The organism is Streptomyces sp. NPDC052396, from assembly GCF_044593195.1.
Taxonomy (GTDB): Bacteria; Actinomycetota; Actinomycetes; order Streptomycetales; family Streptomycetaceae; genus Streptomyces.
Map to the genome: position 1 here is coordinate 359655 of NZ_JBIUAW010000008.1, position 23616 is coordinate 383270.

20 protein-coding genes are annotated in these 23616 nt (G+C 72.1%); 5 read left to right on the forward strand and 15 right to left on the reverse strand.

Going from position 1 to position 23616, the window contains the following annotated elements:
* Positions 1-33 precede the first annotated feature (33 nt).
* Positions 34-519, forward strand: coding sequence for a GNAT family N-acetyltransferase (locus tag ACIHFE_RS23185; protein ID WP_400109167.1), 486 nt, complete (start codon positions 34-36; stop codon positions 517-519).
* Here ACIHFE_RS23185 and ACIHFE_RS23190 read toward each other — a convergent pair.
* The 3 genes from ACIHFE_RS23190 to asnB form a co-directional block, all read right to left on the reverse strand.
* Positions 495-1868 carry a xylan 1,4-beta-xylosidase gene (locus ACIHFE_RS23190; protein WP_400109169.1) on the reverse strand — a complete coding sequence of 458 codons (1374 nt, stop codon included), beginning with the start codon at positions 1866-1868 and terminating at the stop codon, positions 495-497. The two genes, ACIHFE_RS23185 and ACIHFE_RS23190, sit on opposite strands and share 25 nt — an antisense overlap.
* 111 nt (positions 1869-1979) lie before the next feature.
* Positions 1980-2354 carry a GntR family transcriptional regulator gene (locus ACIHFE_RS23195; RefSeq protein ID WP_400109170.1) on the reverse strand — a complete coding sequence of 125 codons (375 nt, stop codon included), beginning with the start codon at positions 2352-2354 and terminating at the stop codon, positions 1980-1982.
* 100 nt (positions 2355-2454) lie between these two features.
* Positions 2455-4308, reverse strand: coding sequence for an asparagine synthase (glutamine-hydrolyzing) (asnB, locus tag ACIHFE_RS23200; protein WP_400109172.1), 1854 nt, complete (start codon positions 4306-4308; stop codon positions 2455-2457).
* A gap of 156 nt (positions 4309-4464) precedes the next feature.
* Here asnB and ACIHFE_RS23205 point away from each other — a divergent pair, with 156 nt between their 5' ends.
* Positions 4465-5388, forward strand: a complete 924-nt coding sequence (locus ACIHFE_RS23205) for a GNAT family N-acetyltransferase (RefSeq protein WP_400109174.1) — start codon at positions 4465-4467, stop codon at positions 5386-5388.
* Positions 5389-5432: 44 nt separating this feature from the next.
* On the forward strand, positions 5433-6449 hold the full coding sequence (locus ACIHFE_RS23210; RefSeq protein ID WP_400109176.1) for a glycosyl hydrolase family 18 protein: 1017 nt from the start codon (positions 5433-5435) through the stop codon (positions 6447-6449).
* A 2-nt stretch (positions 6450-6451) separates the two neighbouring features.
* On the opposite strand, the gene ACIHFE_RS23215 is transcribed toward ACIHFE_RS23210, so the two are convergent.
* The 9 genes from ACIHFE_RS23215 to ACIHFE_RS23255 form a co-directional block, all read right to left on the reverse strand.
* Positions 6452-6907, reverse strand: coding sequence for a DUF2690 domain-containing protein (locus tag ACIHFE_RS23215; protein ID WP_400109178.1), 456 nt, complete (start codon positions 6905-6907; stop codon positions 6452-6454).
* A gap of 388 nt (positions 6908-7295) precedes the next feature.
* Positions 7296-7928, reverse strand: a complete 633-nt coding sequence (locus ACIHFE_RS23220) for a hypothetical protein (protein ID WP_400109179.1) — start codon at positions 7926-7928, stop codon at positions 7296-7298.
* A gap of 31 nt (positions 7929-7959) precedes the next feature.
* The gene (locus ACIHFE_RS23225) at positions 7960-9123 is read right to left on the reverse strand and encodes a type III PLP-dependent enzyme (RefSeq protein ID WP_400109181.1); all 1164 of its coding nucleotides are present in this window, start codon (positions 9121-9123) and stop codon (positions 7960-7962) included.
* On the reverse strand, positions 9117-10826 hold the full coding sequence (locus ACIHFE_RS23230; RefSeq protein ID WP_400109183.1) for an IucA/IucC family protein: 1710 nt from the start codon (positions 10824-10826) through the stop codon (positions 9117-9119). Before ACIHFE_RS23230 ends, ACIHFE_RS23225 begins: the two co-directional genes overlap by 7 nt.
* Positions 10823-12574, reverse strand: a complete 1752-nt coding sequence (locus ACIHFE_RS23235; protein WP_400109185.1) for an IucA/IucC family protein — start codon at positions 12572-12574, stop codon at positions 10823-10825. Before ACIHFE_RS23235 ends, ACIHFE_RS23230 begins: the two co-directional genes overlap by 4 nt.
* Complete coding sequence (locus ACIHFE_RS23240) at positions 12571-13776, reverse strand: acetyl-CoA carboxylase biotin carboxylase subunit family protein (protein WP_400109186.1); 1206 nt, start codon at positions 13774-13776, stop codon at positions 12571-12573. Before ACIHFE_RS23240 ends, ACIHFE_RS23235 begins: the two co-directional genes overlap by 4 nt.
* A 179-nt stretch (positions 13777-13955) precedes the next feature.
* The gene (locus tag ACIHFE_RS23245) at positions 13956-14459 is read right to left on the reverse strand and encodes a DUF402 domain-containing protein (RefSeq protein WP_400109187.1); all 504 of its coding nucleotides are present in this window, start codon (positions 14457-14459) and stop codon (positions 13956-13958) included.
* An 86-nt stretch (positions 14460-14545) separates the two neighbouring features.
* Complete coding sequence (locus tag ACIHFE_RS23250) at positions 14546-15136, reverse strand: DUF4352 domain-containing protein (protein ID WP_400109188.1); 591 nt, start codon at positions 15134-15136, stop codon at positions 14546-14548.
* 175 nt (positions 15137-15311) lie between these two features.
* The gene (locus tag ACIHFE_RS23255) at positions 15312-15521 is read right to left on the reverse strand and encodes a hypothetical protein (RefSeq protein ID WP_400109190.1); all 210 of its coding nucleotides are present in this window, start codon (positions 15519-15521) and stop codon (positions 15312-15314) included.
* Positions 15522-15888: 367 nt separating this feature from the next.
* Between ACIHFE_RS23255 and ACIHFE_RS23260 the strand changes: the two genes are divergently transcribed.
* Entirely contained in the window at positions 15889-16662 is a 774-nt protein-coding gene (locus tag ACIHFE_RS23260; protein WP_400109192.1) for a GntR family transcriptional regulator, read from the forward strand.
* Between the two features lie 20 nt (positions 16663-16682).
* On the opposite strand, the gene ACIHFE_RS23265 is transcribed toward ACIHFE_RS23260, so the two are convergent.
* From ACIHFE_RS23265 to ACIHFE_RS23275, 3 genes are all read right to left on the reverse strand, one after another.
* Positions 16683-17567, reverse strand: coding sequence for an esterase/lipase family protein (locus tag ACIHFE_RS23265; RefSeq protein ID WP_400109194.1), 885 nt, complete (start codon positions 17565-17567; stop codon positions 16683-16685).
* Positions 17568-17780: 213 nt separating this feature from the next.
* On the reverse strand, positions 17781-18770 hold the full coding sequence (locus tag ACIHFE_RS23270; protein WP_400109195.1) for a hypothetical protein: 990 nt from the start codon (positions 18768-18770) through the stop codon (positions 17781-17783).
* Complete coding sequence (locus ACIHFE_RS23275) at positions 18767-22246, reverse strand: DNA polymerase III subunit alpha (RefSeq protein WP_400109197.1); 3480 nt, start codon at positions 22244-22246, stop codon at positions 18767-18769. The genes ACIHFE_RS23270 and ACIHFE_RS23275 overlap by 4 nt, the downstream gene beginning before the upstream one ends.
* Before the next feature lie 159 nt (positions 22247-22405).
* On the opposite strand from ACIHFE_RS23275, the gene ACIHFE_RS23280 reads away from it, so the two are divergent.
* The gene (locus ACIHFE_RS23280) at positions 22406-23434 is read left to right on the forward strand and encodes a DUF3533 domain-containing protein (protein WP_400109198.1); all 1029 of its coding nucleotides are present in this window, start codon (positions 22406-22408) and stop codon (positions 23432-23434) included.
* Positions 23435-23616 lie beyond the last annotated feature (182 nt).

Consider the following 23616-nt stretch of genomic DNA (forward strand, 5'->3'; position numbering starts at 1 on the left):
CTCCCGGCCGCACCCGGTGTGAGACTCCAGCCCATGAATGACGTTCTGCTACGCCCCGCGCGGCCCGACGAGTCCCAGGCGCTCACCTCGCTGATGCGCCGCTCCAAGGCACACTGGGGCTACCCCCAGGCCTTCTTGGACCGGGTAAGGGACCAGCTCACCATCACCCCGGCCGCCATCCGGGACGAACGGGTGATGGTCGCCGAACGGGCCGGCGCGGCGATCGGCTTCTACCAGCTGACCGGCCGGCCTCCGTGCGCCCACCTGGAAGACCTGTTCCTGGCTCCGGAGGTGATCGGCACCGGCCTGGGGCGCCTGCTGTGGGAGCACGCCCTCGCCTCCGCCGCCGAGGCCGGCTGCCAGGAGCTGACCCTGGAGTCGGATCCGCACGCAGAGCCCTTCTATCTGCGGATGGGAGCCCAACGCATCGGTGCCCGGGAGGTGGCTCCGGGGCGGGTGCTGCCGGTGATGCGGATGGTGCTCGACGATGACGCTCAAGTCAGCCAGCGCACCTCATAGGGGCTCAGTCTGAGGTCGTGCCCGTCCACCGTGGCCGTGCTCCACCGGTCCTGGGTGTTGACCACCACGGTGGCCCGCGCCGAGGCCAGGGCCCGTACCGGGCCGGAGACCGCGGGAGTGCGCGGCCCGGTCCCCGGCGGGAAGTACCGGGCGAACCGGCTGAGCAGGTCGTACATCGGCAACGAGCGGCCACCGCCGGTCTGTTGGGTGGGCCGCCACAGGCAGCCCGCGCAGTCGGTGCCGGTCCGGTCCTCGGGGTTCCAGTAGAAGGCGGTGGCCACCCCGGCCCGGGCCAGTTCGGTCATGGCCACGGCCTGGACGGCCAGCCGGCGGGCCTCCGGCCAGCCCTTGCGTTCGTCCTGGGCGTCGGGGGGTTCCACATACCACTCGGCCCACCAGACGGGCAGGCCGGTGGTCTGTTTCAGCCAGGCGGTGACATCGGCGAACTTGGCGGTGGCCTGGAACTCGTCGGGGATCAGCAGGCTGCCCTCGCGGGTGTAGCTGGAGCCGTCCACCACCACGAAGTCGGCGCCCGCCTTGTGCTGATTCCAGTAGTCCAGCACATCCACCGAGCGCTGGTCGAGCACACCCCAAGGGCCCTGGACGGTCGAGGCGTTGGAGGCGGAGCCCGGCTCATTGCTGTCCATCACCACATAGGGGCCGCCGACCAGGGCGTCCTTGCGCTGTTTCTTCAGCTCGGCATAGACCAGGTTGTACAGCCGGGTGTAGCCCTCGTAGTCCCAGCGCTTTCGGGCGTCGTCATAGAAGCCCTTGAGCTCGTTCCAGACGATGAAGTGCCGTACATCGGGGTACCGTTGGGCGATCACCCCGGCCAGGTCGGCGAAGTCCTGGTAGTGGGCGGGGTCCGGGGCGCGTTCCAGGGACTTCTGGGACCAGTCGGTGGTGGGGCCGCCGCCCTTCATCCAGTCCGGGGCGCAGCACAGGGTGAGCACCGGGGTTCCCCCGGAGCGGCGCATCAGGGCCACCCGCCGGTCCAGGTCGGTGAAGTTGTAACTCCCGGGTCTGGGCTCGGGGTTGTCGGCGCCCCAGCCCATGATGTGCTGGTTCTGCGGCAGGGGGGTGTCCGAGAGCAGCCGGTCGGCGGTCTGCCGGGCGCCGTCGTCACCCAGGTCGGCGCTGTACTGGGTGTGGGTGAAGCCCCAGCCGAGGGCGCTGGGGCCGGCGCCGCTGTTCTTGCCCGGGTCGGGGGTGCGGGTGCCGCCGCTGGTCCCCCAGCCGACGCTCAGGGTGAACACCAGGGCCAGGGCGGCCGTGACCGCCCCGAGCAGCGCGGTCAGCCGCCAGCGCGCCGGGTGTGCCGTGTCCGGACCCCCATCGTGACGTCCCATCCCCGCAAGGGTATCGGGACGGGGTATCCGGCGCGGGCGCTTCGTCCCGCTTGTGCCGGCCCCCGCCGGTCAGTCCCCGCCGGTCAGTCTCCGCCGGTCAGTCTCCGCCGGTCAGTCTCCGTAGACGGCCCGCAGCGCGTCCTGGGCGGCGGCCAGCGCGGCCGCCCGGTCCAGGCCCAGCCGGTGGGCGCGCTGGGCGTACGCCTGGGCGGCCGCCGCGGCCTCCCGGTCGGCGGTGTCGCCGGGGGCGGCGACAAAGGTGCCGTTGCGGCCCCGGGTCTCGATCACCCCGTCGGTCTCCAGCGCCCGGTACGCCTTGGCCACCGTATTGGCGGCCAGCCCCAGTTCCCCGGCCAGGCCCCGTACCGTGGGCAGCTTGTGGCCCACCGGCAGCGCTCCGGAGCGGGCCTGCTCGGCGATGCGGGCGCGGATCTGCTCAAAGGGCGGTTCGGGGGCGTGCGGGTCGACGGTCAGGGACAGGGTCATCTGAAACTCCCGGCTGGGTGGCGGATCGTACCGCCCATTGTGCGGCGCCCGGGCCGCGTGGCGGTGGCCGCCCGCCGCCACGCGTGTTTCTGACGCCGGGTCACAGCTCCAGTGCGGTACCGCCGGTGCGCAGCCAGGTGTCCAGGCCCAGCACCAGTTCGGTGCCGGTGCGGAAGGGTTCCGCGGCGCCCTCGCGCAGCGCCTCGGCCAGGGCCGAGGAGTCCAGCAGCGGCCGGACCGGGGAGTCACTGTCGGCGGCCACCTTGCGCAGCTCCTCCTGGAGGGCGAGGGCATAGCGCGGGTCCTGGGTGGTGGGGTACGGGCTCTTGACCCGGTCGGCCACCACATCGGGCAGCAGGTCCCGGGTGGCGGCGCGCAGCAGCGACTTCTCCCGGCCGTCGAAGGTCTTCATCGCCCAGGGCGTGTTGAAGACGTACTCCACCAGCCGGTGGTCGCAGAAGGGCACTCGTACCTCCAGGCCGACGGCCATGCTGGCGCGGTCCTTGCGGTCCAGCAGCATCTGGAGGAACCGGGTCAGATGCAGATAGCCGACCTCGCGCATCCGCCGCTGGGTCCCGCTCTCCCCGGCCAGCTGCGGGACCTCGGCCAGGGCCTCGTGGTAGCGGGCCGCGGTGTAGCCGTCCAGGTCGGCCTTCTCCAGGATGTCCTTGCCCAGCAGCGACCTCCGTCCCAGGCTGCCACCCGAGCCAAAGGTGTCGGCGGCGCCGCCGGCGATCCAGGGGAAGGTGTCGGCGGCCACCGCCACCGGGTCGTGGAACCACTTGTAGCCGCCGAACACCTCGTCGGCCGACTCTCCGGACAGGGCGACCGTGGACTGTTCGCGGATCGCCTTGAACAGCAGGTAGAGCGAGGTGTCCCCGTCGCCGAAGCCCAGCGGGAGGTCGCGGGCGGCGAGGATGGCATCCCGGTGGGTCCGGTCCATCAGCGCGGCGGTGTCCAGCACCACATCGCGGTGGTCGGAGCGGACATGTCCGGCCAGGGCGTGGGCGTAGGGGCCGTCGGGGGTGGAGCGCAGCGCGTCCGGGCGGAAGCGGTCGGTCTGGCCCGCGAAGTCCACCGAGAAGGAGCGCACCGGTCCGCGCCCGCCCTCGGCCAGGCCCTTGGCGGCCAGCGCGGTGATGACCGAGGAGTCCAGCCCGCCGGAGAGCAGGGTGCACAGCGGTACATCGGCTATCAGCTGGCGGCCGACGATGTCGTCCAGCAGCTCGCGGATGTGCTCGATGGTGGTCCGTAGGTCGTCGGTGTGCTCCCGTGCCTCCAGTGCCCAGTAGCGGCGCAGCGTCACTCCGGAGCGGCTGATGCGCACGGTGTGCCCGGGCCGCAGTTCCTGGATGCCCTTGTAGACGCCGTGTCCGGGGGTCTTGGCATAGCCCATGATCTCGGCCAGGCCCTCGGCGTCCACGGCGGGGCGCACGGCGGGGTGGGCCAGAATGGCCTTCTGCTCGGAGCCGAAGATCACCCCGTCCGGGGTGGGGTGGTAGTAGAGCGGCTTGACGCCCAACCGGTCGCGGACCAGCAGGAGTTCCTCGGTGTGCGGGTCCCAGAGAGCGAAGGCGTACATGCCGTTGAGGCGTTCGGTGAATGCCTCGCCCCACTCCAGATAGGCGTGCAGCACCACCTCGGTGTCGCTGCCGGTACGGAACGAGTGCCCCCGCGCCGTCAACTCCGCTCTCAGCTCCCGGTAGTTGTACACCTCCCCGCTGTAGGTGGTGACCAGCCGGGTACGCCCGTCCCGCTCCACCGTCATCGGCTGCTTGCCGCCCTCGATGTCGATCACCGCGAGCCTGCGGTGCCCCAGCGCGGCATGGGTGTCCAGCCAGACGCCGCCGGCGTCCGGTCCCCGGCAGGCCATGGTCCGCGTCATCGCGTCAAGGGTGCCCCGGGCGGTGCCGAGGTCCTGCTCATAGGAGATCCAGCCGGTGATTCCGCACATGGTCGCGGTGTCCCCTCTCGGTAGACCGCCCGGTGTGGCGCCGGGCGCTGCTCGCCCCCGTTCTCCGGTCGACGCTACGCCCAACTAGTTGCATGCACCATTCACGTTCGGCAAAACCCTTTGGATCAAGCCGGATCACCGCCTACGGTGCGGCGCATGACGCTTACCGTCCGGGACTTCCTCCCCGCCGATGCCGAGGCCACCGCCCAAATCCGCCGCAGCGCCCAGCCGTTCGCCGTGCTCACCGCCGAATCGTTGCTCCAGGAGGTCCACCAGGCCCCGCCCCAGCAGCACTTCCGCCTGCTGGTGGTCGAGCTGGACGGCCGGATCGTGGGAATGGCCCGAACCGGCCTGTACGCCGGCCACGACGAACCGCGCCGGGCCTTTCTCTGCCCCTGTGTGCACCCGGACTTCACCGGCCGGGGCGCCGGCTCGGCCCTGGTCTCGGCCGCCGAGGAACATCTGGCGTCGCTGGGCGTCCACACCGTCCTCACCTGGGCCATGGACGACGGCCGCTCCCCCGCCTGGGCGGAACGCCGCGGCTACCAACACACCGGCCGCTCGGGCCGGTTCCTGGGCCTGGACCTGACCGACGCCGCTTTGCCACCACTCGCCGAACCGCCCACCGGGGTGGAACTCCGCCCCTTCGCCGACTTCGCGGCCGACCCGCGCCCGCTGTACGAACTCGACATGGAGGTGACCGCGGATGAGCCCGTCGACGCCGCCCCGGACGCGCTCTCCTATGAGCAGTGGCTGGCCCACCACTGGCACCAGCCCGCTCTCGACCGGCAGTTGTCCATGGCGGCCGTGGTCGACGGCATGCCCGCCGCCTTCAGTCTCGCCCTCACCGACCGGCAGGGCCGCTACCTGTCCGGGATGACGGGCACGGCCCGCGCCCACCGCGGGCGCGGCCTGGCCAAGCTCGCCAAGAACCACAGCCTGCACTTGGCACGAGCGGCGGGCTGCCGGGGCGCTTTCACCCAGAACGACGCACGGAACGCGCCCATGCTGGCCATCAACGAATGGTTCGGCTACCGCCCGGCGGCCACCGAACTGCGCTATGCGCGCGAACTGGGCTGACCGCCCGCCGAGCGGGGCGGCTCCCGCCGGGTGATCGTCGAGGTATGAGCCCTCTGCGCACCGTCCTCAGCCTCCTCGCCGCCCTCGCCCTGCCGCTGGGCGCCCCCGCACCGTCCCACCGCACCACATCCGCCTGGCTGCCCTACTGGGGCACCCAGACGGCCTATGAGGACGCCCTCCGCAACGCGGCCCAGCTGCACACCGTCAGCCCCTTCTGGTACGAGGCGACCTCGGCCACCGCGATCGGCGGCTACTCCGGCGCGGGGAGCCGCCAGATCATCGACGGCCTGCGCGCCAAGGGCATCAAGGTCGTCCCCACCGTGGTCGAGACCCCGGACGCCGCCGCCATGGCCACCCTGCTCAACGACCCGGCACAGCGCGCCCTGCATATCGACGCCCTGCTGCACACGGCCGACGCCCATGGCTACGACGGTCTGGACCTCGACTACGAGCGCATGTCGGAGACCAAGGACGCCGGGCTGACCGAGCGGGTGCGAGTCGGCTACAACGCCCTGACCGGCGAGCTGTGTGCCCAACTGCACGCTCGCCACCGGGAATGTGTCATCACCGTCATGCCCTATGACCACACCCTCCCCTACGACTACCCCCACCTGGGCAAGGTCGCCGACCGGCTGCGCATCATGGGCTACAACCTGCACAACGCCCTGGACAAACCTGGCCCGTTGTCCTCACTGGCCTGGTACGAGAAGTTCCTCCGCTATGCCACGGGGGCCGTTCCGCGCGAGAAGCTGGAGATCGCGCTGCCCGCGTACGGCTGGGACTGGACGGTGGGCTCCAACGCGCGGGCCGCCCACGTCACTTCCCTGGAGGCCGCAGCCCTGCGCCGCGCCAAGGGCGCGCACTACCAGTTCGACACCGCCTCCGGCACCCCGCACTTCGCCTACACCGATGCGGCGGGCCACCGGCACGAGGTCTGGTACCAGGACGCGCGTGGCTCGGCGGCCCACCTGGCGGTGCTGCGCAGGTATGGGGTGACGGGTACGGGTCTGTGGGCCCTCGGTTTCGAGGACCCCGCCTTGTGGGATGCGCTCACCCCATGAATTCAGCGGAACTCGGTGCAGAGCGGCACGGGATCGTTGATCAGCGTCGCGCACGCCTGGGAGTCGACCCCCGTGGAATTGATCATCAAGGTCTGCACGGTCAGCCCGTTGACGAGCACCGGCGAGCTGAAGCTGTGCGCCGGGACTTGATCGTCCTGCACCATGACGCTGTCGTTGTTGCCCTGGCTGTCCACCTGCCCGCCCGCCAACTGTCCCCAGGTCACCTGACAGTTGGGGCTCCACAGCAGCGACACCGTACGGCCCGAGCGCTGCTTGATGTCCAGCGCACGGGCGTCGTCGGTGCAGCCCGTCTGCACGGGGTCCTGGCCGGCACAGGCCCCTGGATCACAAGTCGCGGGGCGCCTCGCCGGCGCGGCGGCGGCCGCCGTGCCGATGCCTGTGGCAGCGATCAGCAGGCAGACGCTCAGCGCGGCGGGCAGGCGGTAGTTGCGGTGCATGACCTTCTCCCCTCACCCTGCGGGGTGGTTTGCATACACCCCGTTGACACCGAAGGTAGTGAGGGGGCTTCGGGGGAGATATCGGCTGAATGGGTGAGGTTCCGGATTCGACTGCCTGGCCGGCCACCACTGATGGGACGACATCTGCGCGAGGCCCACCCGTGAGGCCGACGGACGGTAACCTGCTCGCATGCCCGGGTGGGTTCTGGCGGTCGTCATTCCGGTCGGCGCACTGGCCGTTGTCACCTTCGCCTATGTGCTGTGGTCGATGCTGGGCAGCAACCGGCCGTAGCCGGTGGCCGGGGAGTCGCGGAGGATGTCGTCGATTGCCCGGCACAGGGCGCGCCCCGGCTCCGGGTTGGTGACGGGGGTGCGGGTGAGTGGGGGGTCAGTAGGCCCTTGGGCCGGCGTCGGTGGCCCGCACGGGGTCGGCAAAGCCCGTTGGCTTCTTCCCCTTCATCACGACCTCGCAGGAGTACTTGGACTTGACGTCCAGGGGCGCCAGCGCGGCCTTGGGGATGTTGTTGCAGAGGGCGTAGTCGATGCTGTCGCGGTAGTTGCCGTAGAGCAGGCGGGCGACGCCGTCGCGGGTGAGGATCCCCTGGTGCGGGGTCGCCGTGAAGTTCACATAGTTGTTGGAGAAGGCGGCCTTGTCGCCCATCCTCACCGACCACTCCACCTCCAGACCTTCATAGGTGGTCTTGCAGGTCACCACCGTTCCGCTCTTCGAGCTCACATCAGCGGGGCAGTTGGCCGTGATCTTGCCCGGCGCCTTGGCCATGTCCAGGGTCTTGCGGCGCAGCTCGTACGCGAGGTTCTCGCTGAACGGGGCATCGGCGGCCGGGGACGGTTGCGGCTTGTCGCCGTCCGGCATGGCCGGCGGTTTCTCCAGCCTTTGCGGCAGCACGGTGGCGGCCGGTTCGGGAGTGGCTTCGCCCCCGCTGGACTTGTCGCTCCCGCAGCCCGTGACCAGCAGGACAACGGAACCGGCTATGAGCGCTGACACTGTCTTCGTTCGCACGGCCGTCACCCTACCCTCAGAAACCCGCAGCTCAGATGTAGTGGAAGGTCGGCTCCGGATGCATCAGGAACTCATGATGGGAGATGTTCCAGGCGTACGCCCCGGCCATGGCGAAGGCCACCCGGTCCCCGGCCCGTAGCGAGGTCACCGGTACCCGTCGGGCCAGGGTGTCCCGTGGGGTGCACAACTGGCCGGTGAGGGTGACCGGTTCGGCCTCGGCCTGCGGTCGGGGCCAGGGATGGGGCCAGGTGTCCACCGGCAGGACGGTGAACGGCTGGTCATGGGAGCGGGCGGCGGGGGTGCGCAGATGATGGGTGCCGCCCCGAAGCACCGCGAATGCCTCGCCATGGCTGTGCTTGACGTCCAGCACCTCGGTGACATACCAGCCGCAGTAAGCGGTCAGCGAGCGGCCGGGCTCCAGGCGGAGGGTGAAGGAGGGGTGGACGCGGGCGAGTCCGGCCAGGCCCTTGCCATAGGCGGGCCAGTCGAAGCGGGCGAGTGGGTCGGTGTAGTCGACGGACATGCCGCCGCCCAGGTTGACCTCGGTGAGAGGGAGGGAGTGGCGGTCGGCGAACTGACGGGCCCAGTCCAGGACTTGGGCGGACACCGCCAACTGCGCCGGGGCGTCCAGGCCGCTGGCCAGGTGGGCGTGGATACCGCGCAGCCACAGGGGTCCACCGCGCAGCAGGGGCAGGCATGCCTCGGCGGCGTCGGGGTCCAGGCCGAAGGGGGTGGGGCGGCCGCCCATGGTGAGGGCGGCCCCGCCGACTCCCGGCACGGGGAGGTTGAGGCGCAGCAGGATATCGGCGGGGGCGGTGGCCAGTTGGGAGAGCAGGCGCAGTTCGGTGGGGCTTTCCACATGGAAGCGCTCCACGCCGAGCCGCAAAGCCAGCCGTAGTTCCTCCTCGGTCTTGCCGGGGCCGCCGAAGGCGAGCGGGAGGGTGGGGACGGTGGCGCGGGCATGGGACAGTTCGCCGCCGGAGGAGACTTCCAGGCCGGTGAGGTGGGGGGCGAGAACCCGCAGAAGCTCCGGGGCCGGGTTGGCCTTGGCGGCGTAGTAGAGCTCGATGGGGGCGGGGAGGGCCGACCGTATGGCGCGCAGGTGCTCGTCGAGCGCGGCCAGGTCGTGGACATAGGCGGGGAGTTGGGCGGCGGGCAGGGCGGCGGCATGGGCGGCGGCGCGCGGGGTCAGCACGGGGTGGCGCTCCAGGTGGGGGCGGCGAGGACGGAGAGCAGTTCCGAGGCCAGTGGGGAGGGGATGCGGACATAGCCGGCGTCCCGGTCGGCCTGGCGGGCCCAGCGGGTGAGCAGATTGGCCTTGGCGGGCAGCGGCACCCCGGCGATCAGGGCGCGCAGTTGTGGCGGGTCGCCATGGGCCATGGCCCGTTCGGCCAGTACCCGGCTTACCGCCGACCACAGTTGGGGCTCCAGCGCGGGATGCCGGTCGGCGAGGGCGGCGAGCATCTCGGCGAGGTGGTTGACGATCAGGCAGTAGACCACCCGGTCCCAGCCCTGGGCCCGGTCGTAGGTCAGGGCGCGGGCCACCTCCTCGGGGAGTCCGGCCAGGGCGGCCCCGTGCCGGTGGGGCAGCAGCTTGGTGCCTTCCAGGTCGCGGAAGAGCACCTGCCGGGGCATGCCCCGGGCGTCGATGCCCAGGATGACGTTCTGCAGGTGGGGTTCCAGGACCACACCGTGGTCGAAGTAGGCGGCGAGGACGGGGGGTACCAGCAGCCGGAGGTAGGCGTGCCACCAGGCGAGTGCCGATTCGGGGCGGGAGGTGGCGGACAGGCGGCCCAACTGGGCCTGGCTCACCGGGTATTCGTCGGCCACGGCGGCGGCCAGCAGCGCGGTCAGGCCGGGGGCGAGCCGGGTGGCCAGGCCGTCGCGGACGATCACTCCAAAGCCCTCGGCGAGTTCGCGGACGCCGAGGTCCAGGGTGCGGTAGCCGGGTTCGCGCAGCAGGCCGGCGCCGGGGAAGCGGGCGGCCAGGTCGGTGACGGCCGGTTCCAGCAGCCGGGTCAGGGCCACCGCTCCGGCGAGCTCGTACTCGGCGTTCTTGCGCAGGCAGTTGGTGATGCGGATGTTCAGGCTGAACTTGAGGAAGTCCCGTCCGTCGTAGAGGGTCCGTACCGAGGCGGTGGGAGCGAAGGCGGCGCCGCGCGGGCCGAGGTCGAGCACCTCGCCATGGCGGAGGGCGGAGCGCAGCGCGGGGTGTCCGGCGAGCATGGCGTGCTGCCAGGGATGTACGGGCAGGAGCAGGTATCCGTCGGGGACGTTTCCCTGCCGGTCCAGGGGCGCGGTCACTCCCTCCTGGCGTACCCGGTCCCGGCGCACGGCGAGATGGTGCAGGGGGAAGCGGGCGCCTGCCTCGGGCGCGTAGCGCTCCCAGTCCTCGCGGGCGCCGCTCCGGGCCTTGGGCGTGGGGTGGAAGCGGTGGCCGAGGAGCAGGGACTGTTCGGAGTCCAGGTACGGGTCCTCGGCGGGCCGTCGCGGCCGGTGGGCGGCGGCCAGGGCGGCGTTGACTCCGGCGTGGCTGGCGGCGACCTGGTCCAGGAACTCCTCGTTGCGGACCCCGGTGCGCAGTTCCAGCTCGCGGTGGATGTGTTCGGCCAGCGCGGGCCAGGGCAGTTCGGCCCAGCCGCCGTCCGCGCGCTGGACGGTGACCGGGCCGGTGAAGCGGTGGGAGCCGATCAGGCAGACCCGGCGCAGGGCGACGCCCAGCAGGACGCCGCTGCGTGGCAGGCGCAGCAGCAGCCGGCCGTCGGTGACGGCGGTCTGGTGCTCGGGGCCGCAGACCTCGCGCAGCAGGCAGTTGAGCAGGGTGTGTGCGACGGCCTGGTCGGCGGAGAGGACGGCACCGGTGAGGGAAGGGGATGGAGGCGGGGACGGGGGGATCATCGCGGCGGCTCCAGCGAGAGCGGGGGGCGGAGGTAGTTCGGGCCGTCCACATAGTGTTTGTTGATGTCGGCGGCGCCGGAGCGTTCCTTGGTGAGCAGCGTGCCCGCGGTGATCATCGCCTTGACCGGCAGCCGGTCGGCGTCCAGCACCCGGGCGCGCAGCACGGCGGCGGCGTCGGCCGGGATGCGGCGGGTGGCTTCCGCCAGCCGCTCGCGGATCCGGCGCAGCGCCGCCGCCAGGGGTATCCGGCCCAGCCGGTCCAGTTCGAAGGCGAGTGCGGCGGCGCACAGGTGCAGGGTGATGGTGGTGAAGACATCGGCGACCGGGCCGTCGTCCCGTACCGTGATCCGCCGGTCGTCGAAGGCGAGCAGGGGGGTGGCCCGGTCGCCCAGCCGGGCGGTGAGCCGGGTGGAGTTGACGCGGGGGCCGTCGTTGTCCTTGAGCAGCAGCCGCAGCCGGGTGCGGCCGGCCGGGTCGCGGTCCAGTACCAGTGAGGTGTTCTGCTGGTGGGCTTCCAGGGCGATGCCATAGCCGAAGAGGGTGGTGTGCCAGTCCAGCAGCAGGGTCAGGGCGGCGTCCAGCAGGGCGGGGAGGCTGCCCCGGTAGTAGCGGCGGGCGAGGGCGTCTGCCACCAGGGTGCCGTCGGGGGTGTGGGCCAGCAGTGCGGCCACCGGCACCACCTGGGCCCGGTGGAGTCCTTCGGGGAGCCGCCGGACCAGGGCCGCGAGCAGTTCATGGCCGGCGCCGAGGTGGGTGCGTTCGTCGGCGAGCAGGATGGTGGCGGCGAAGCGGGGTTCGCGGTCGAGGACGGTTTCCAGCAGGCGCTGGGCGAGGGCGCCGTCGTCCAGGGTGCCGGGTTTGATGGTGCGCCGGTTGCGCAGGCCCAAGGTGGCGGTGGGCAGCGGGAGTTTGAGGTGGGTGGCGGGGTCGTCGGCCAGCGCGACGGTGCGCATGGACAGGGTGGGCAGGACGGTCCGCCAGGGCCGGGCGGCGAGGCGGGCGGTGTCCGCCAGGCCGGTTTCGCGCAGTGCCCGGGTCAGGGGCGCTCCGGCCGTCAGCGGGTGGACGGGCAGGGCGAGGTGGCGGCGTTCGTCTCCGGGCAGCCCCAGTTGGGCGGGGGTGGGCCACCAGGGCGGCAGCGGGCCGGGGCCGTGCTGGACGGCGGGGCGGGGCAGCAGCAGCCAGCGCAGTGCGAAGCCTCGATGGAACTCGGGGGCATAGGGGCGTAGTTGGGGTTCGGTGAGACCGGTGCGGGCATGGCCGGTGGGGTAGAGGGGGTGGTCGCGGAAGGCGGCCAGGGCGTCATAGGCGAGGGCGCCGCCCGGGCCGGTCCACCGGGCCGTGGTGCGGCCGTAGGCGAGGGCCAGCCGCTCGGTGACCTCGTGCCGGGTGCCCCGGTGCAGCCGGCGTACCGCGAGTTCCGCCGCGCATTCGGCGGCGAAGTCCTCGAAGCCGGGCCGGTCCTGGGGGGCGACCGCGGGGCGCAGCCGTTCCAGTACCGGGCGCAGTCCGGTGACGGCGCTGCCGTCGTCGGTGGTCAGCACCGGTCTGCGGACGCGTACTTCGCACTGGAAGCCGTCCGGGCGCACCGGCAGCCGGGCGCCGCCGGGTACGGCCAGGTGGAGCCAGTCGCCGTCCGGGCGGTGTTCGGTGTGTGCGGTGCGCCGCAGCCGGTAGGCGTCCTCGCGCAGCAGGGCGTCCAGGACGCGGGTGAGCAGTTCATGCTCCACCGGGTCGGGCACGCTCATTCGATCTCCCATCTGCGGGACGCCAGGAACCGGCGGACGGCCCGGTCGATCCGGTCCTGGTCGGTGCCGGTAGCCCGGATCACGCCCAGGTAGTCGCGGTTGGTGCGGTAGAGCGGATGGCGTTCGCCGGTCTGGCGCAGGGGCCGGTAGACCAGGCGGACGCCATCGCTCCGGATGTCGCTCGGCCCGGGCGCGGTGCGCAGTGTGCCGCCGCGTTCCGCGCACACATACTCGATACGTACCCGTCCGCCGGAGCACGCACCGAGCTGGCCGGGCAGTGGCTCGCCGAGGTGGGTGCGCAGGATGAGTTCGAAGAGCGGCAGCCGCAGGGCGTGGGCCAGGGTCAGGTCGCAGTGGTCGCCTATGGCGCGGTAGTTGACCTCGATCAGCCGGGCCCGGCCGCGGTGCACGGTGTACTCGGTGTGGCAGGCGCCGAAGCCGATGCCCAAGGCGCGCAGTTGCTCAAGTATCCGGTCGGCGTGGGGGTGTTGTGGCCGGGGCAGCAGGTCCAGGCGGCGTTCGGTGAAGTACGGCGGCGGGGACAGCCGGGTGCGGAAGGAGCCCAGGGTGTGCAGGGTGCGGCCGTCGCCCAGGGTCTCCAGGGTGAACAGCGGCCCGTCCAGGTACTCCTCGGCGACCAGCGCCTCGCCCGGGCGGCGCTCACGGATGGCGGCGCAGTGTCCGGCGAACCGGGCGGGCTCCTCGACCAGGACCACATCCTCGCTGGCCACGCCCTCGCGCGGTTTGAGCACACAGGGGAAGGGGACGGTGTCCAGAATGTCCTGGGGGTCGTGGTCCGGGGGCAGTTCGGCGAACCGTACGGCGTCCTGCCCGGCCGCCGCCAGGGCGCGTCGCAGCTGGGCCTTGTTCTTGGCGCGCAGGGCGGCCCGCCAGTCCTTGCCCGGCAGGCCGAAGTAGTCGGCGGCCAGGGCGGTTTGCACCTGGAGGTGGTCGCTGTTGGAGAACACCGCGTCGGGGGGCGGGCCCATGGCCGAGATCCGGCCGATGACCTCGCGGAAGTCACCGACCTCGCAGTGCACGATCTCCAGGGCGGGCGGCGGATCCCCCCGGTAGGCCCGCCGGTGCGCGGCGGGCCGGTCGGTGAGCAGGGTGACGGCCAGGCCGAGGCGGGCGGCGGCGGGCAGGAAGCCCTCGGTGACGGAGTCGGTGGGGTTGAGCGCGAGGAGGTGAAGCCGTTGCACGGAATGCCTTTCGGGCCGGCGGCGGTCAGTGGTCCCACTCGGGGATCGCAGCACCGATGGCTGTGGCATGCAACGGCACGGGTTCCCTGCGGCTGCCGCCACAGGGAGGACCCTAGGTTAGGTCAGGCTTACCTTGTCAATTTCCTTGCCGGGCTTTGCGGTTAATGCCCGCTATGCCGTCAACCTCGCAGCAGTCCGGTCAACTCTCCGGCGCGCGCCAGGAGTTCCAGTTCATCCAGCGCCCGCTCGGCCCGGCGGGCCGCCGAGGGGTCACGCTCGGCGAGCCCGCTCTCGGCGAACTCGTCCTCGTCCAGGCGCAGGATGTGCTTCCCGTCGGCCGACAGCCATAGGTCCAGGTCGAGGTCCTCGGTGACCAGGCTGCCCTCCGCCACGGTGGGCAGCCTGGTCACATCGCAGTACCAGCCCTTGAGGGCGCCGGCCGCGTCCCGTACCTCCTTGACCGAGTACCAGCGGTCGCGCCAGTAGTGCTCGGTGAACACATCGCCCGGCTCGAACCGGACGAACCCGAAGTCGGTGGTGGTGGGCTTGGCCCAGGGGGCGCGCACCACGACCCGCACCCCGTCGTCATCGACGACGGTCGCCGGATACCTCACCTCCGGGCGCTCGCCCTTCACCAGCCGTACGGTCACTTCCTCGCCGGCCCGCAGCCTCTCCCCGGTCATGGACTTCCCTCCGCAGTTCGGTCAACCGCGGAAGTCTCCCTCCCGGCCGGGGTGAGGGCCAGCGGATTTCAGGTGAGGGCCGGCGGTCAGTGGCCGAGGTTCCACTCCGCGGTGTCCTTGGCGAACCCGGAGTCCGGGGTGTACTGGACCTTGGCGGGCTTGGTGTTCTCCGGCACGGAGAACACCACCCAGCCCTCGGACTTGTCCCCCACGCCCAGCTTCACCGAGCCCGGGAAGGTGGGACCCTCGGCGATCTCGGCCATGGAGAAGGTGAAGCTCTGCCCCTGGGTGTCGATCAGCTTGGCACCGAGGGCCGGGCTGTCCGAGTACGCCGCCGTGCCGGTGTTGACCAGCTCGAACTGGGCGGCCACCCAGCGCTTGCCGGCGGTCGGGGTCAGGAACTTGTTGGAGGCCTTGGCCGGGTCGGCGAAGTTCTTCAGGGTCACCGAGAGCTGCTCGCCCGGCTTGTTCCCCTTGAGCGTGAGGCTCCCGCCGACCGAGTGCCCATCACCCTTCCCCTGCTCCGGCGCGGCGCTGGACTGGCCGGTCGCCGGGCTCTTGTCCGCCGAGGCGGACTGGGCCGGCTTGGAGGCGTCGTCCTTGTTGTTGTCATTGCAGGCGGTGGCGGTGAAGGCGAGCGCGACGATGGCGGTGGTCGCGGCGAGCTGACGGCGCATGGTGGTTTTTCCCCCGTGGCAGTAGTGCAGGTTTTTGACGTGCACATTTTTACCTGATGCCTGTGACAGGAGTGACTCCTGTGACAAGGGAGTGAACCAATCGCGACAAGATCCCGCTTGTGTCGCGAGGCGGTCTCCGCCGTGACCCCCGCCCCGGCAGGCGGGCCGGACAATGTCAGGTCACCGTCCGGCCCGGCAGCGGAAACGGCCGGGCCACCTCGATGGGGTGGGAGCGGCCCACCACATAGACATTGCCGTCCGCGAACTCCAGCAGCCGGCGGGCCGGCAGGACGGTGCGTACGCCGCGCACCACATGCGGGATGCCGCCCACGGTGATCACGTCGTCCACCCGGACCCCGTCCCCGGTCACGGTGATCAGCGCCATGGGGAGCGGGACCCGGCGGGGCGGGGCGTCAACGCGGCCACCGGGCAACGCCCGCAAGCCTGATGGGACTCGGTAAGTGCGACGTGCGGCGGAGGGATAAGTCGTACGCTGATCGAGCATCGTTGGACTCCTTGGTGTGGGACGACGATGCGGGACCCCGGCGCGAGGCGGACGGGTGCTGCAGACATCCGTCCACCCGCCGCCGCCGGGGTCTTCGCCGTACCGCTGCTGCGGAACATGGAGAACGTATTGCTCTTCGTGAAAGGCGTACAAGACTATCGGGGACTGCTTCACTCGATCAGGTTGATTGCGTGTAGGAGGAGTAAGTTCCCGTTGGCGGCGACGAGTTGAAGGTCGGTTGAGGACAGTGCCCAAGGCAGACGGAAACGCACCCGACAGGCGGTCGCTCCATGAGCGCATCGCGGCGGACCTGCGGGACGAGATCATGTCCGGTGACCTCCCGCCGGGCGGAAACCTGCCCTCCACCCAACAGCTCAGGGAACGCTTCGACGCCTCCAACGCGACCGTGCAGAAGGCCTTGCAGGTGCTCAAGGCGGAGGGCCTGGTGGTGGGGCGGCCCGGCTCCGCGGTAACGGTCCGCGAGCACCGGCAGCACACCTTCCGGCCCGCCGATCTGACGGCGCCCGCCGCGCCGGGTGAACCCTCGCCCTGGCTGGCGGAGGCCCAGCGGCACGGACTGCGCGGCCGCTGCAGGCTGCTGGAGGTGGGCGAGGTGCGGCCGCCGGCCGATGTGGCGGCCGCGATGAACATCGCCCGGGGCACCACCGCCCTGATGCGCTCGCAGATCGTGCTGTTCGACGAGGAACCGGTGGAACTGGTGGAGTCCTTCTATCCACTGGACATCGCCCGGGGCACCGCCATCATGGAGCGCCGCCGGATCCAGGGCGGAACCCCCACTCTGCTGGCCGAGTTGGGCTATCCGCCGCGCCACTGTGTGGACCGGGTCACCGCCCGGGTGGCCACCCAGGAGCAGTACGCGGCCCTGGAGATGCCCAGCGACCTCCCGGTGCTGCGCATCTTCCGGGTGGTCTACAGCGATGGCCGGCGGCCGGTGGAGGTCTCGGTGACGGCGAAGGCGGGCCACCTGTGCGAGCTGGAGTACGACTCCTCGCCCAAGTGACCCGCAGCCGCGCGGTGCCGTCAGCGCACGGCGGAAAGGCAGTTGGTGGGAGTGGCATGCGCGGGGTCGAGGGCGTTGGCCACCTCATGGGCGACGATGCGGTCGGTCGTGCCGATGGTGACGTGCTCGGAGAGGTCGACCGCGCAGAGGTCCTGGAGCAGGATGTTGCGCACATCGGGGCCGGAGAGGTACTGCTGCCGGTAGGGGGTGACGATCTCGTCGTAGCGGGTGACGATCGTGGTGTAGCGGACGCCCGGCACGGTGTCCGGCACGGAGTTGAGCCGCTTGAGGAAGGGCGAGCCGAAGGCCTGGTCGGTGAGGCCGGGCGCCAGGTCATGCACGGCGTTGCGGGCCCCGAGCAGATCCATCAGGTTGACCAGGCCGGAGAGGCTGGTGCCGTGGTTGCTGGGGGCTATCCCGGTCAGGGAGTTCACCTTGGCGGCGCCGCCGAGGAAGTTGAGGTAGTAGCGCGGCATCAGCCCGCCGCCCTGGGAGTGCCCGACCAGGTCCGCCTTCTCGGTGCCGGTGGCGGCGAGGACCTTGTCGACGAAGTCCGAGAGCTGGTGCGAGGAGTTCTCGATGGAGTTGAGGCCGTGGAAGAACGGCACACCGGGCAGCTGGCCGTAGTCCAGTGAGAAGACGCAGTATCCGCGCTTGACCAAGTACGGGGCGAGCAGCAGCCAGTTGTCCACCGAGTTGCCCGCCGTGCCATGGATCAGCACCACGGGGCGCGGATGAGCGGCGGACGGCTTACAGGAGTAGTCATTCCAGCCACTGGTGACAACCCTGGCCCCGGCGGGCGCGGCGGTGGCGGCGGGAGCGGCGACGCCCACGGTGAGGAGCAGGGCCAGGACGGGCAGCAGCAGGGAGCGGAGAGCGCGCAGAGCTCTCCCAATTCTGGGCATGGGGGTTCCTCGCAGGTGGGGGTGAGGGGGCGCGGGCGCGGCGCGGCACAGGAAGGGGCGGGCCCGCGTGGCACAGGAGCTGATCGGTCATCAACTTACGTGTCAGTAAGATTGCGGGAAGGTTACCGACGCGTCAATAAGTGCGACACACGATTCTTTGGCCGCTTCCGGCCATGATTCGGGGCGTGGTTCGGGGCGTGGTTCAGGGGTGGTTCAGGCCACGTGCAGGGCGGCCGCCGGGCCCACCGCCCCGGGGCCGAAGCGGGCCCGGGCCCGGTCCACCGCCGCCTCCACCCGGCGCGCCTTGTCGTCGGCCTCGTCGAACGTCAGCTGGTGTACGGCCAGTTCGGCCCCGCTCAGCCCTTCCGCGCGCAGCGCCACCGAGCGCACCCTGGCCCGTTGCAGGCCGAGCGCGTTGTGCAGGGCGTAGGCGGTGGAGGTCAACACCGGGGTGTGCGCGGTGGGTTCGGCGAAGGTGCGGCCGCGGGTGGTGGTGGAGCCGTCGGCGTAGCGGACGGTGAGGGTCAGACCACGGGCGACCTGCTTGTTCTCCCGCAGCCGGGCGCCCAGGCCGTCGGCCAGTGCCAGCAGTGCCCGGCGCCGGTAGGCGGCGTCCAACTCATCGGTGGTGAAACGGTGTTCGGCGCCGATGGAGAGGGCCCGGGTGTCGGGGGTGACCGGGGTGGGGTCGATGCCATGGGCGCGTTCCCAGATCCGGCGGCCGTTGGCCGCGCCCAGGATGCGCTGGAGCACGGCCGGTGGCGCGGCGGCGATCCGGCCCACGCTGTCCAGGCCGTAGGAGCACAGGGTGCGGGCGGTGGCGGGGCCCACGCCCAGGAGTGCGGCGGCCGGCTTGCGGGCCAGGAAGGCGGCCACTCGCTCCGGGTCGTCGGGGAGGGTGCGCACCGCGCCGGGCGGCCCGTCCTGCGCGGCCATCCGGGCCAGCATGGGGTTGGCGGCCACCCCCAGGGTGCAGTCGGTCTCATAACGGGCGAGCGCGCGCACCCGGAGCAGGGTGGCCAGTTGGGCCGGGTCATGGCCGAAGTAGCGCACCGCGCCCCGGACGTCCAGCAGCGCGGCGTCCGGTGGCAGCGCCTGTACCACCGGGGTCACCTCGGTGAGCAGGGCGAGCAGCCCGTCATAGGTCTCCTCGGCGAGGGCGCCGCCGGAGAGCGGGTGGAAGTGTGCGTAGAGGACGGTCATCCCGCGCTCCCCGGGCTGGCGTGCCACAGCTTGCGCCCGGTGGCGGGGCCCTCGCCGGCGGGCTGGAGGTCCGCCCAGGGGTGCATGGTGTAGCCGGTGGGCAGGCTGATGCGGCGCCGTATGTCCGTGCCGTCCGTCCCGGACCCGGCCGTGGCCGGTTCGGCCAGCACCGCGGCCACCGCCTCCAGGCCGCCGCGGCGCCGGAGTTCGGTGAGTTCGGCCAGGTTCCAGGCGGCCGAGCCGACCACGCTGAGGCTGCGCGGGCCGCGCCGTTGCAGCACTCCGCGCACCAGCAGCAGCCAGGAGTGGAAGACGGTGTGCGCGCAGGTCTCATGGGAGTCGTCGAAGAAGGCGCAGTCCACCAGGCCGGTGCCGTCGTCGAGGGTGGTGAAGACCACCCGCTTCCCGGAGCGGACCGGCGGTGTCTGGGTGGCCGCCTTGGCGCCCGCGACCAGGACGGTCTCGCCGTGCCGTACCTCGCGCAGCCGTTTGGCGGGGATGGCGCCCAGCTCGGCGAGGAAGGCCCGGTGGTCGGACATCAGATGGCGGGAGGTGTCCATGCCGAGCACCTGGAGTTCGGCGTCCAGCCGCTCCCGGTCGTCCAGGTCGGGCAGGCCCAGCGGTTCGGCGCGGGCGCTGTCCACCAGGGTGGGCTGGGCGGGGCCGTGCTGGTGGTGGCGGTGCAGCTCGGCGACGTGCAGCAGCAGGTCCCGGCGGTTGGTGCCGAACTCGTCCAACGCCCCTACCCGGGCGAGGCGTTCGGCGACCGGGCGGGAAGGGTGCGCGCGCCGCCAGAGGTCGGCCAGCGAGGTGTAGGGGCGGGCCGCCACGATGCGCGCGGTCTCGGCCTCGCTGATGCCATGCACCTCGGAGAGGGCCAGCCGGAGACCCCACCCACCGGACACCGGTTCGATCCGATAGGCGGCGTCCGAGCGGTTGACGTCCAGCGGCAGGATCGGCACCCCGCGCCGCCGGGCGTCCGCCAGCAGCAGCCGCTTGGGGTACATCCCGGGATCGTGGGTGAGCAGGCCGGCATAGAAGGCGGCCGGGTGGTGCGCCTTGAGCCAGGCCGACTGGTAGGTGGGCACCGCGAAGGCCACCGCGTGCGCCTTGCAGAAGCCATAGCTGCCGAAGGCCTCGATGATCTCCCAGGTGCGGCGGGCCACTTGGGCGCTGTAGCCGCGCTCGGCGGTACGGGCCGCGAACCAGGCGCGTACCCGCCCCACCAGTTCGGGGTTGGACAGGGCGCGGCGGGTCTCGTCGGCGAAGCCCCGGTCGCAGCCGGTCATGATGCGCAGGATCTCGATGATCTGCTCATGGAAGACCACCACCCCATAGGTCTCGCCCAGGGTCTGGGCCAGATCGGGGTGGGGCAGGCGGACGGGGGCGCGGCCGTGCCGGGCGGCGATGAAGGGCCGCACCATGTCGGCGGCGACCGGGCCGGGGCGGAACAGTGAGATGTCCACCACCAGGTCGTGGAAGGTCTCCGGTTGCAGCCGTCCGATCAGGTCGCGCTGGCCGGGCGACTCGATCTGGAAACAGCCCAAGGTCTCGGCGGAGCGGATGAGTTCATAGGTGCGCCGGTCGCCGGGCGGGACATCGGCGGGGTCGTCCAGGTCGATCCGGTGGCCGGTGGCGCGCTCGACCTCGGCCACCGCGTGCGCCATCGCGGACTGGATGCGCACCCCCAGCACATCCAGCTTGAGCAGGCCGAGCTCCTCCACATCGTCCTTGTCGAACTGGGACATGGGAAAGCCCTCGGCGCTGCTGGGCACGATGGGGGTGCGGGCGCGCAGGGTGGTGTCGGAGAGCAGCACCCCACAGGGGTGCATGGCGATGCCGCGCGGCAGCCCGTCCAGCGCTTCCACCAGTTCCCACAGCCTGCCGTGCTCCTCCCGGGCCACACCGCGCAGTTCGGGCAGCTCGGCCAGGGCGGCCCGGGCGTCACGGGCCCGGATGTGCGGGAACGCCTTGGCCAGCCGGTCGACTCGGTCCGGTGGCATGCCCAGCGCCGCGCCCACGTCCCGGATGGCGTGCCGCACCCGGTAGGTCTCGGGCATGGAGACGGTGGCGACCCGCTGGGCGCCGAACCGGTCGAAGATCGCCCGGTAGACGTCCAGGCGCCGGGCGGACTCCACATCGATGTCGATATCGGGCAGCGCGGTCCGGCTGACGGACAGGAAGCGCTCCATCAGCAGGCCCTGCTCCACCGGGTCGGCATGGGCGATGCCCAGCAGGTGGTTGACCAGCGAGCCGGCGCCGGAGCCCCGGGCGGCGACCCGGATGCCCAGGGCGCGGGTGTCGTCCACGACCTGGGCGACGGTCAGGAAGTAGGAGGCGAGACCGCGCCGGGCGATGATCTCCAGCTCCTCCTCCAGCCGCTGCCGGTGGCGGGGGTCACGGTCATGGCCGCGCAGCACCATGGCGGCGGTGCAGCGGGAACGCAGCACCCGGTCGGCGGTGCGGCTGTGGGCGCCGACCAGGTGCGGCTCGGGGAAGTGGACGGAGCCCAGGCCGATGTGCTCCTCGGGGTCCACCAGGCACTCGGCGGCGGTGCGTTCGGTGTCCGCCAGCAGCCGGCGGGCGGCGGCGCGGGACAGCCCGGCGGCCTCGGCCAGCTGTCCGGCGATGGCGGTCATCGCCGCCGGGTCCTTTAGCCAGCGCTCCCCGGAGTCCAGGGCCTCGGGCCTGCGGGTGTCGATGGGGACCAGCCGGCGGGCCGCGTCCAGCACATCGGCCACCGGCCCCTGGCCGGGGTCGGCATAGCGCACCGCGTTGCTCAGCACGGCGGTCACACCCTGCTCGGCGGCGAAGCCCAGGATACGGGCGGCCAGCCGCAGCGAGCCGGGGCCGATGCCGGTGCGGTGATGCCAGGCGGCCTCCAGGCGCAGGGCGTTCCCGAACATCTCCCGCCAGGGGGCCAGCAGGACGGCGGCCCGGTCCGGGCGGCCGGCGGCCAGGGCCCGGCCGACCTCGGAGCCGGCGCCCAGCAGGACGGTCACCGGCGGGCGGGGGCCGGACGCGGCGGCGGCCAGCTCATGCCGGGGCAGCTCCGGTCGTTCGGGCGGTCCGGACCGTTCGGGCCGTTCGGTGCCGCCCCCGTGCGCGGCGGTGACCAGGCCGCACAGCGCGGCCCAGCCCAGGGCGCCGTCCCGGGCGAGGAAGAGCGCCCGGGGCGCGGACTCGTCGATGAAGGCACCGCCGCGCACCGGGGTGCGCCGGTGTGCAAGTTGTCCGGACGCCGGGCGTTCGGACGCCGGGCGGGTCAGTGCCAGGTCCACGCCGAACAGCGGGCGCACCCCTGCCCGGGCCGCGGCCCGGGCGAAGCGCACCGCGCCGGCCAGGGTGTCCCGGTCGGTGAGGGCCAGGGCGTCCATGCCGCGCTCGGCGGCGCGCTCGGCCAGCTGTTCCGGGTGTGTGGCTCCGTACCGCATCGAGAAGCCCGACACGGTGCGCAGGTGGGTAAATCCCGCCATCACACCTCCTGCCGCTGCACCCCCTGGCTGGTTTTCGCCCTTCGTGCATCCACCATAAACCAAGATGTCGAACGCTCGTACGATTCAAGTGTTCGAATAGCATCCCTCGGACGGCCCTGAGCACCTGCGTCCGGCGGCTGCGCCCCGCAGGCTCTTGGCATGGCCGACCCCTCCGCTCCGCTTCCACGGTCCTTCGCCCAGGAGGTGCGCGGCGCGGTGACCGGCCGCGCCGCCCTGCTGGTGATCGGTGCCCTGGTGCTGCACCTGGCGTTCATCGCCTCCTATGTGGGCGCCTTCCACCACCCCACGCCCCGGGACATCGCCCTGGGCGTGGCCGCTCCCCGGCCGCTCTCGGACGAGGTGGCGGAGAAGCTGGGCGCCCTGCCCGGCACCCCGCTGGCCCCGCAACTGGTGGACGACCGGGCCCAGGCGGTGCGGGGGATCCGGGAGCGTGAGCTGGACGCGGCCCTGGTGGTCGATCCGCGCGGCACCACCGACACCCTGCTGGTGGCGGGCGGCGCCGGCGCTTCACTGGCCCAGGCCGCCGAGGCGGTGCTGACCCGCGCCGAGGCGGCCGAGCAGCGCACCCTGAAGGTCATCGATGTCGCCCCGCAGGCCGCCGGGGACTCCCGGGGGCTGACCGCCTTCTATCTGGTGGTGGGCTGGTGCGTGGGCGGCTATCTGTGTGCCGCGATCCTGGCCATCAGCGCGGGCGCCCGCCCGGCCAATCCGCACCGGGCCGTCATCCGGCTCGCCGCGCTGGCGCTCTATGCCATCGTCGCCGGGCTGCTGGGCACGGTGATCGCCGGGCCGGTGCTGGGCGCGCTGCCCGGCAGTATCGCGGGCCTGTGGGGGCTGGGCGCCCTGGTGGTGTTCGCGGTGGGGGCGCTCACCCTGGCCCTGCAGGGCCTGGCCGGGATCGTCGGCATCGGGCTGGCCATCGCCCTGGTGGTGGTGCTGGGCAATCCCAGCGCGGGCGGCGCCTATCCCTATCCCCTGCTGCCGCCGTTCTGGGGGACGATCGGCCCGGCGCTGCCCCCGGGGGCGGGCACCTGGTCCGCCCGCTCCATCGCCTACTTCGGGGGCAATGCCCTTATCGCTCCCCTGCTGGTGCTCTCCGCCTGGGCGGTGGCCGGCAGCGTGGTGACCTTCGCCTGCGCGGTCCTCCGGGGCGAACGGGAGCACTGACCGAGGACCGGCCAAGGCCCGGCCAAGGCCCGGCAACGGGCCGGCCGAGGGCCCCAACTGCCCTACCGAACAGTCGGGATGGCAACTCTTCGGCCATTACCGGGGCGGTCCGGAAGTGCCCGGAGGTGGTACACCGGCACAAGGGAAGATGATTTCCGGCCGGTTCACCGGATCACCCGCCG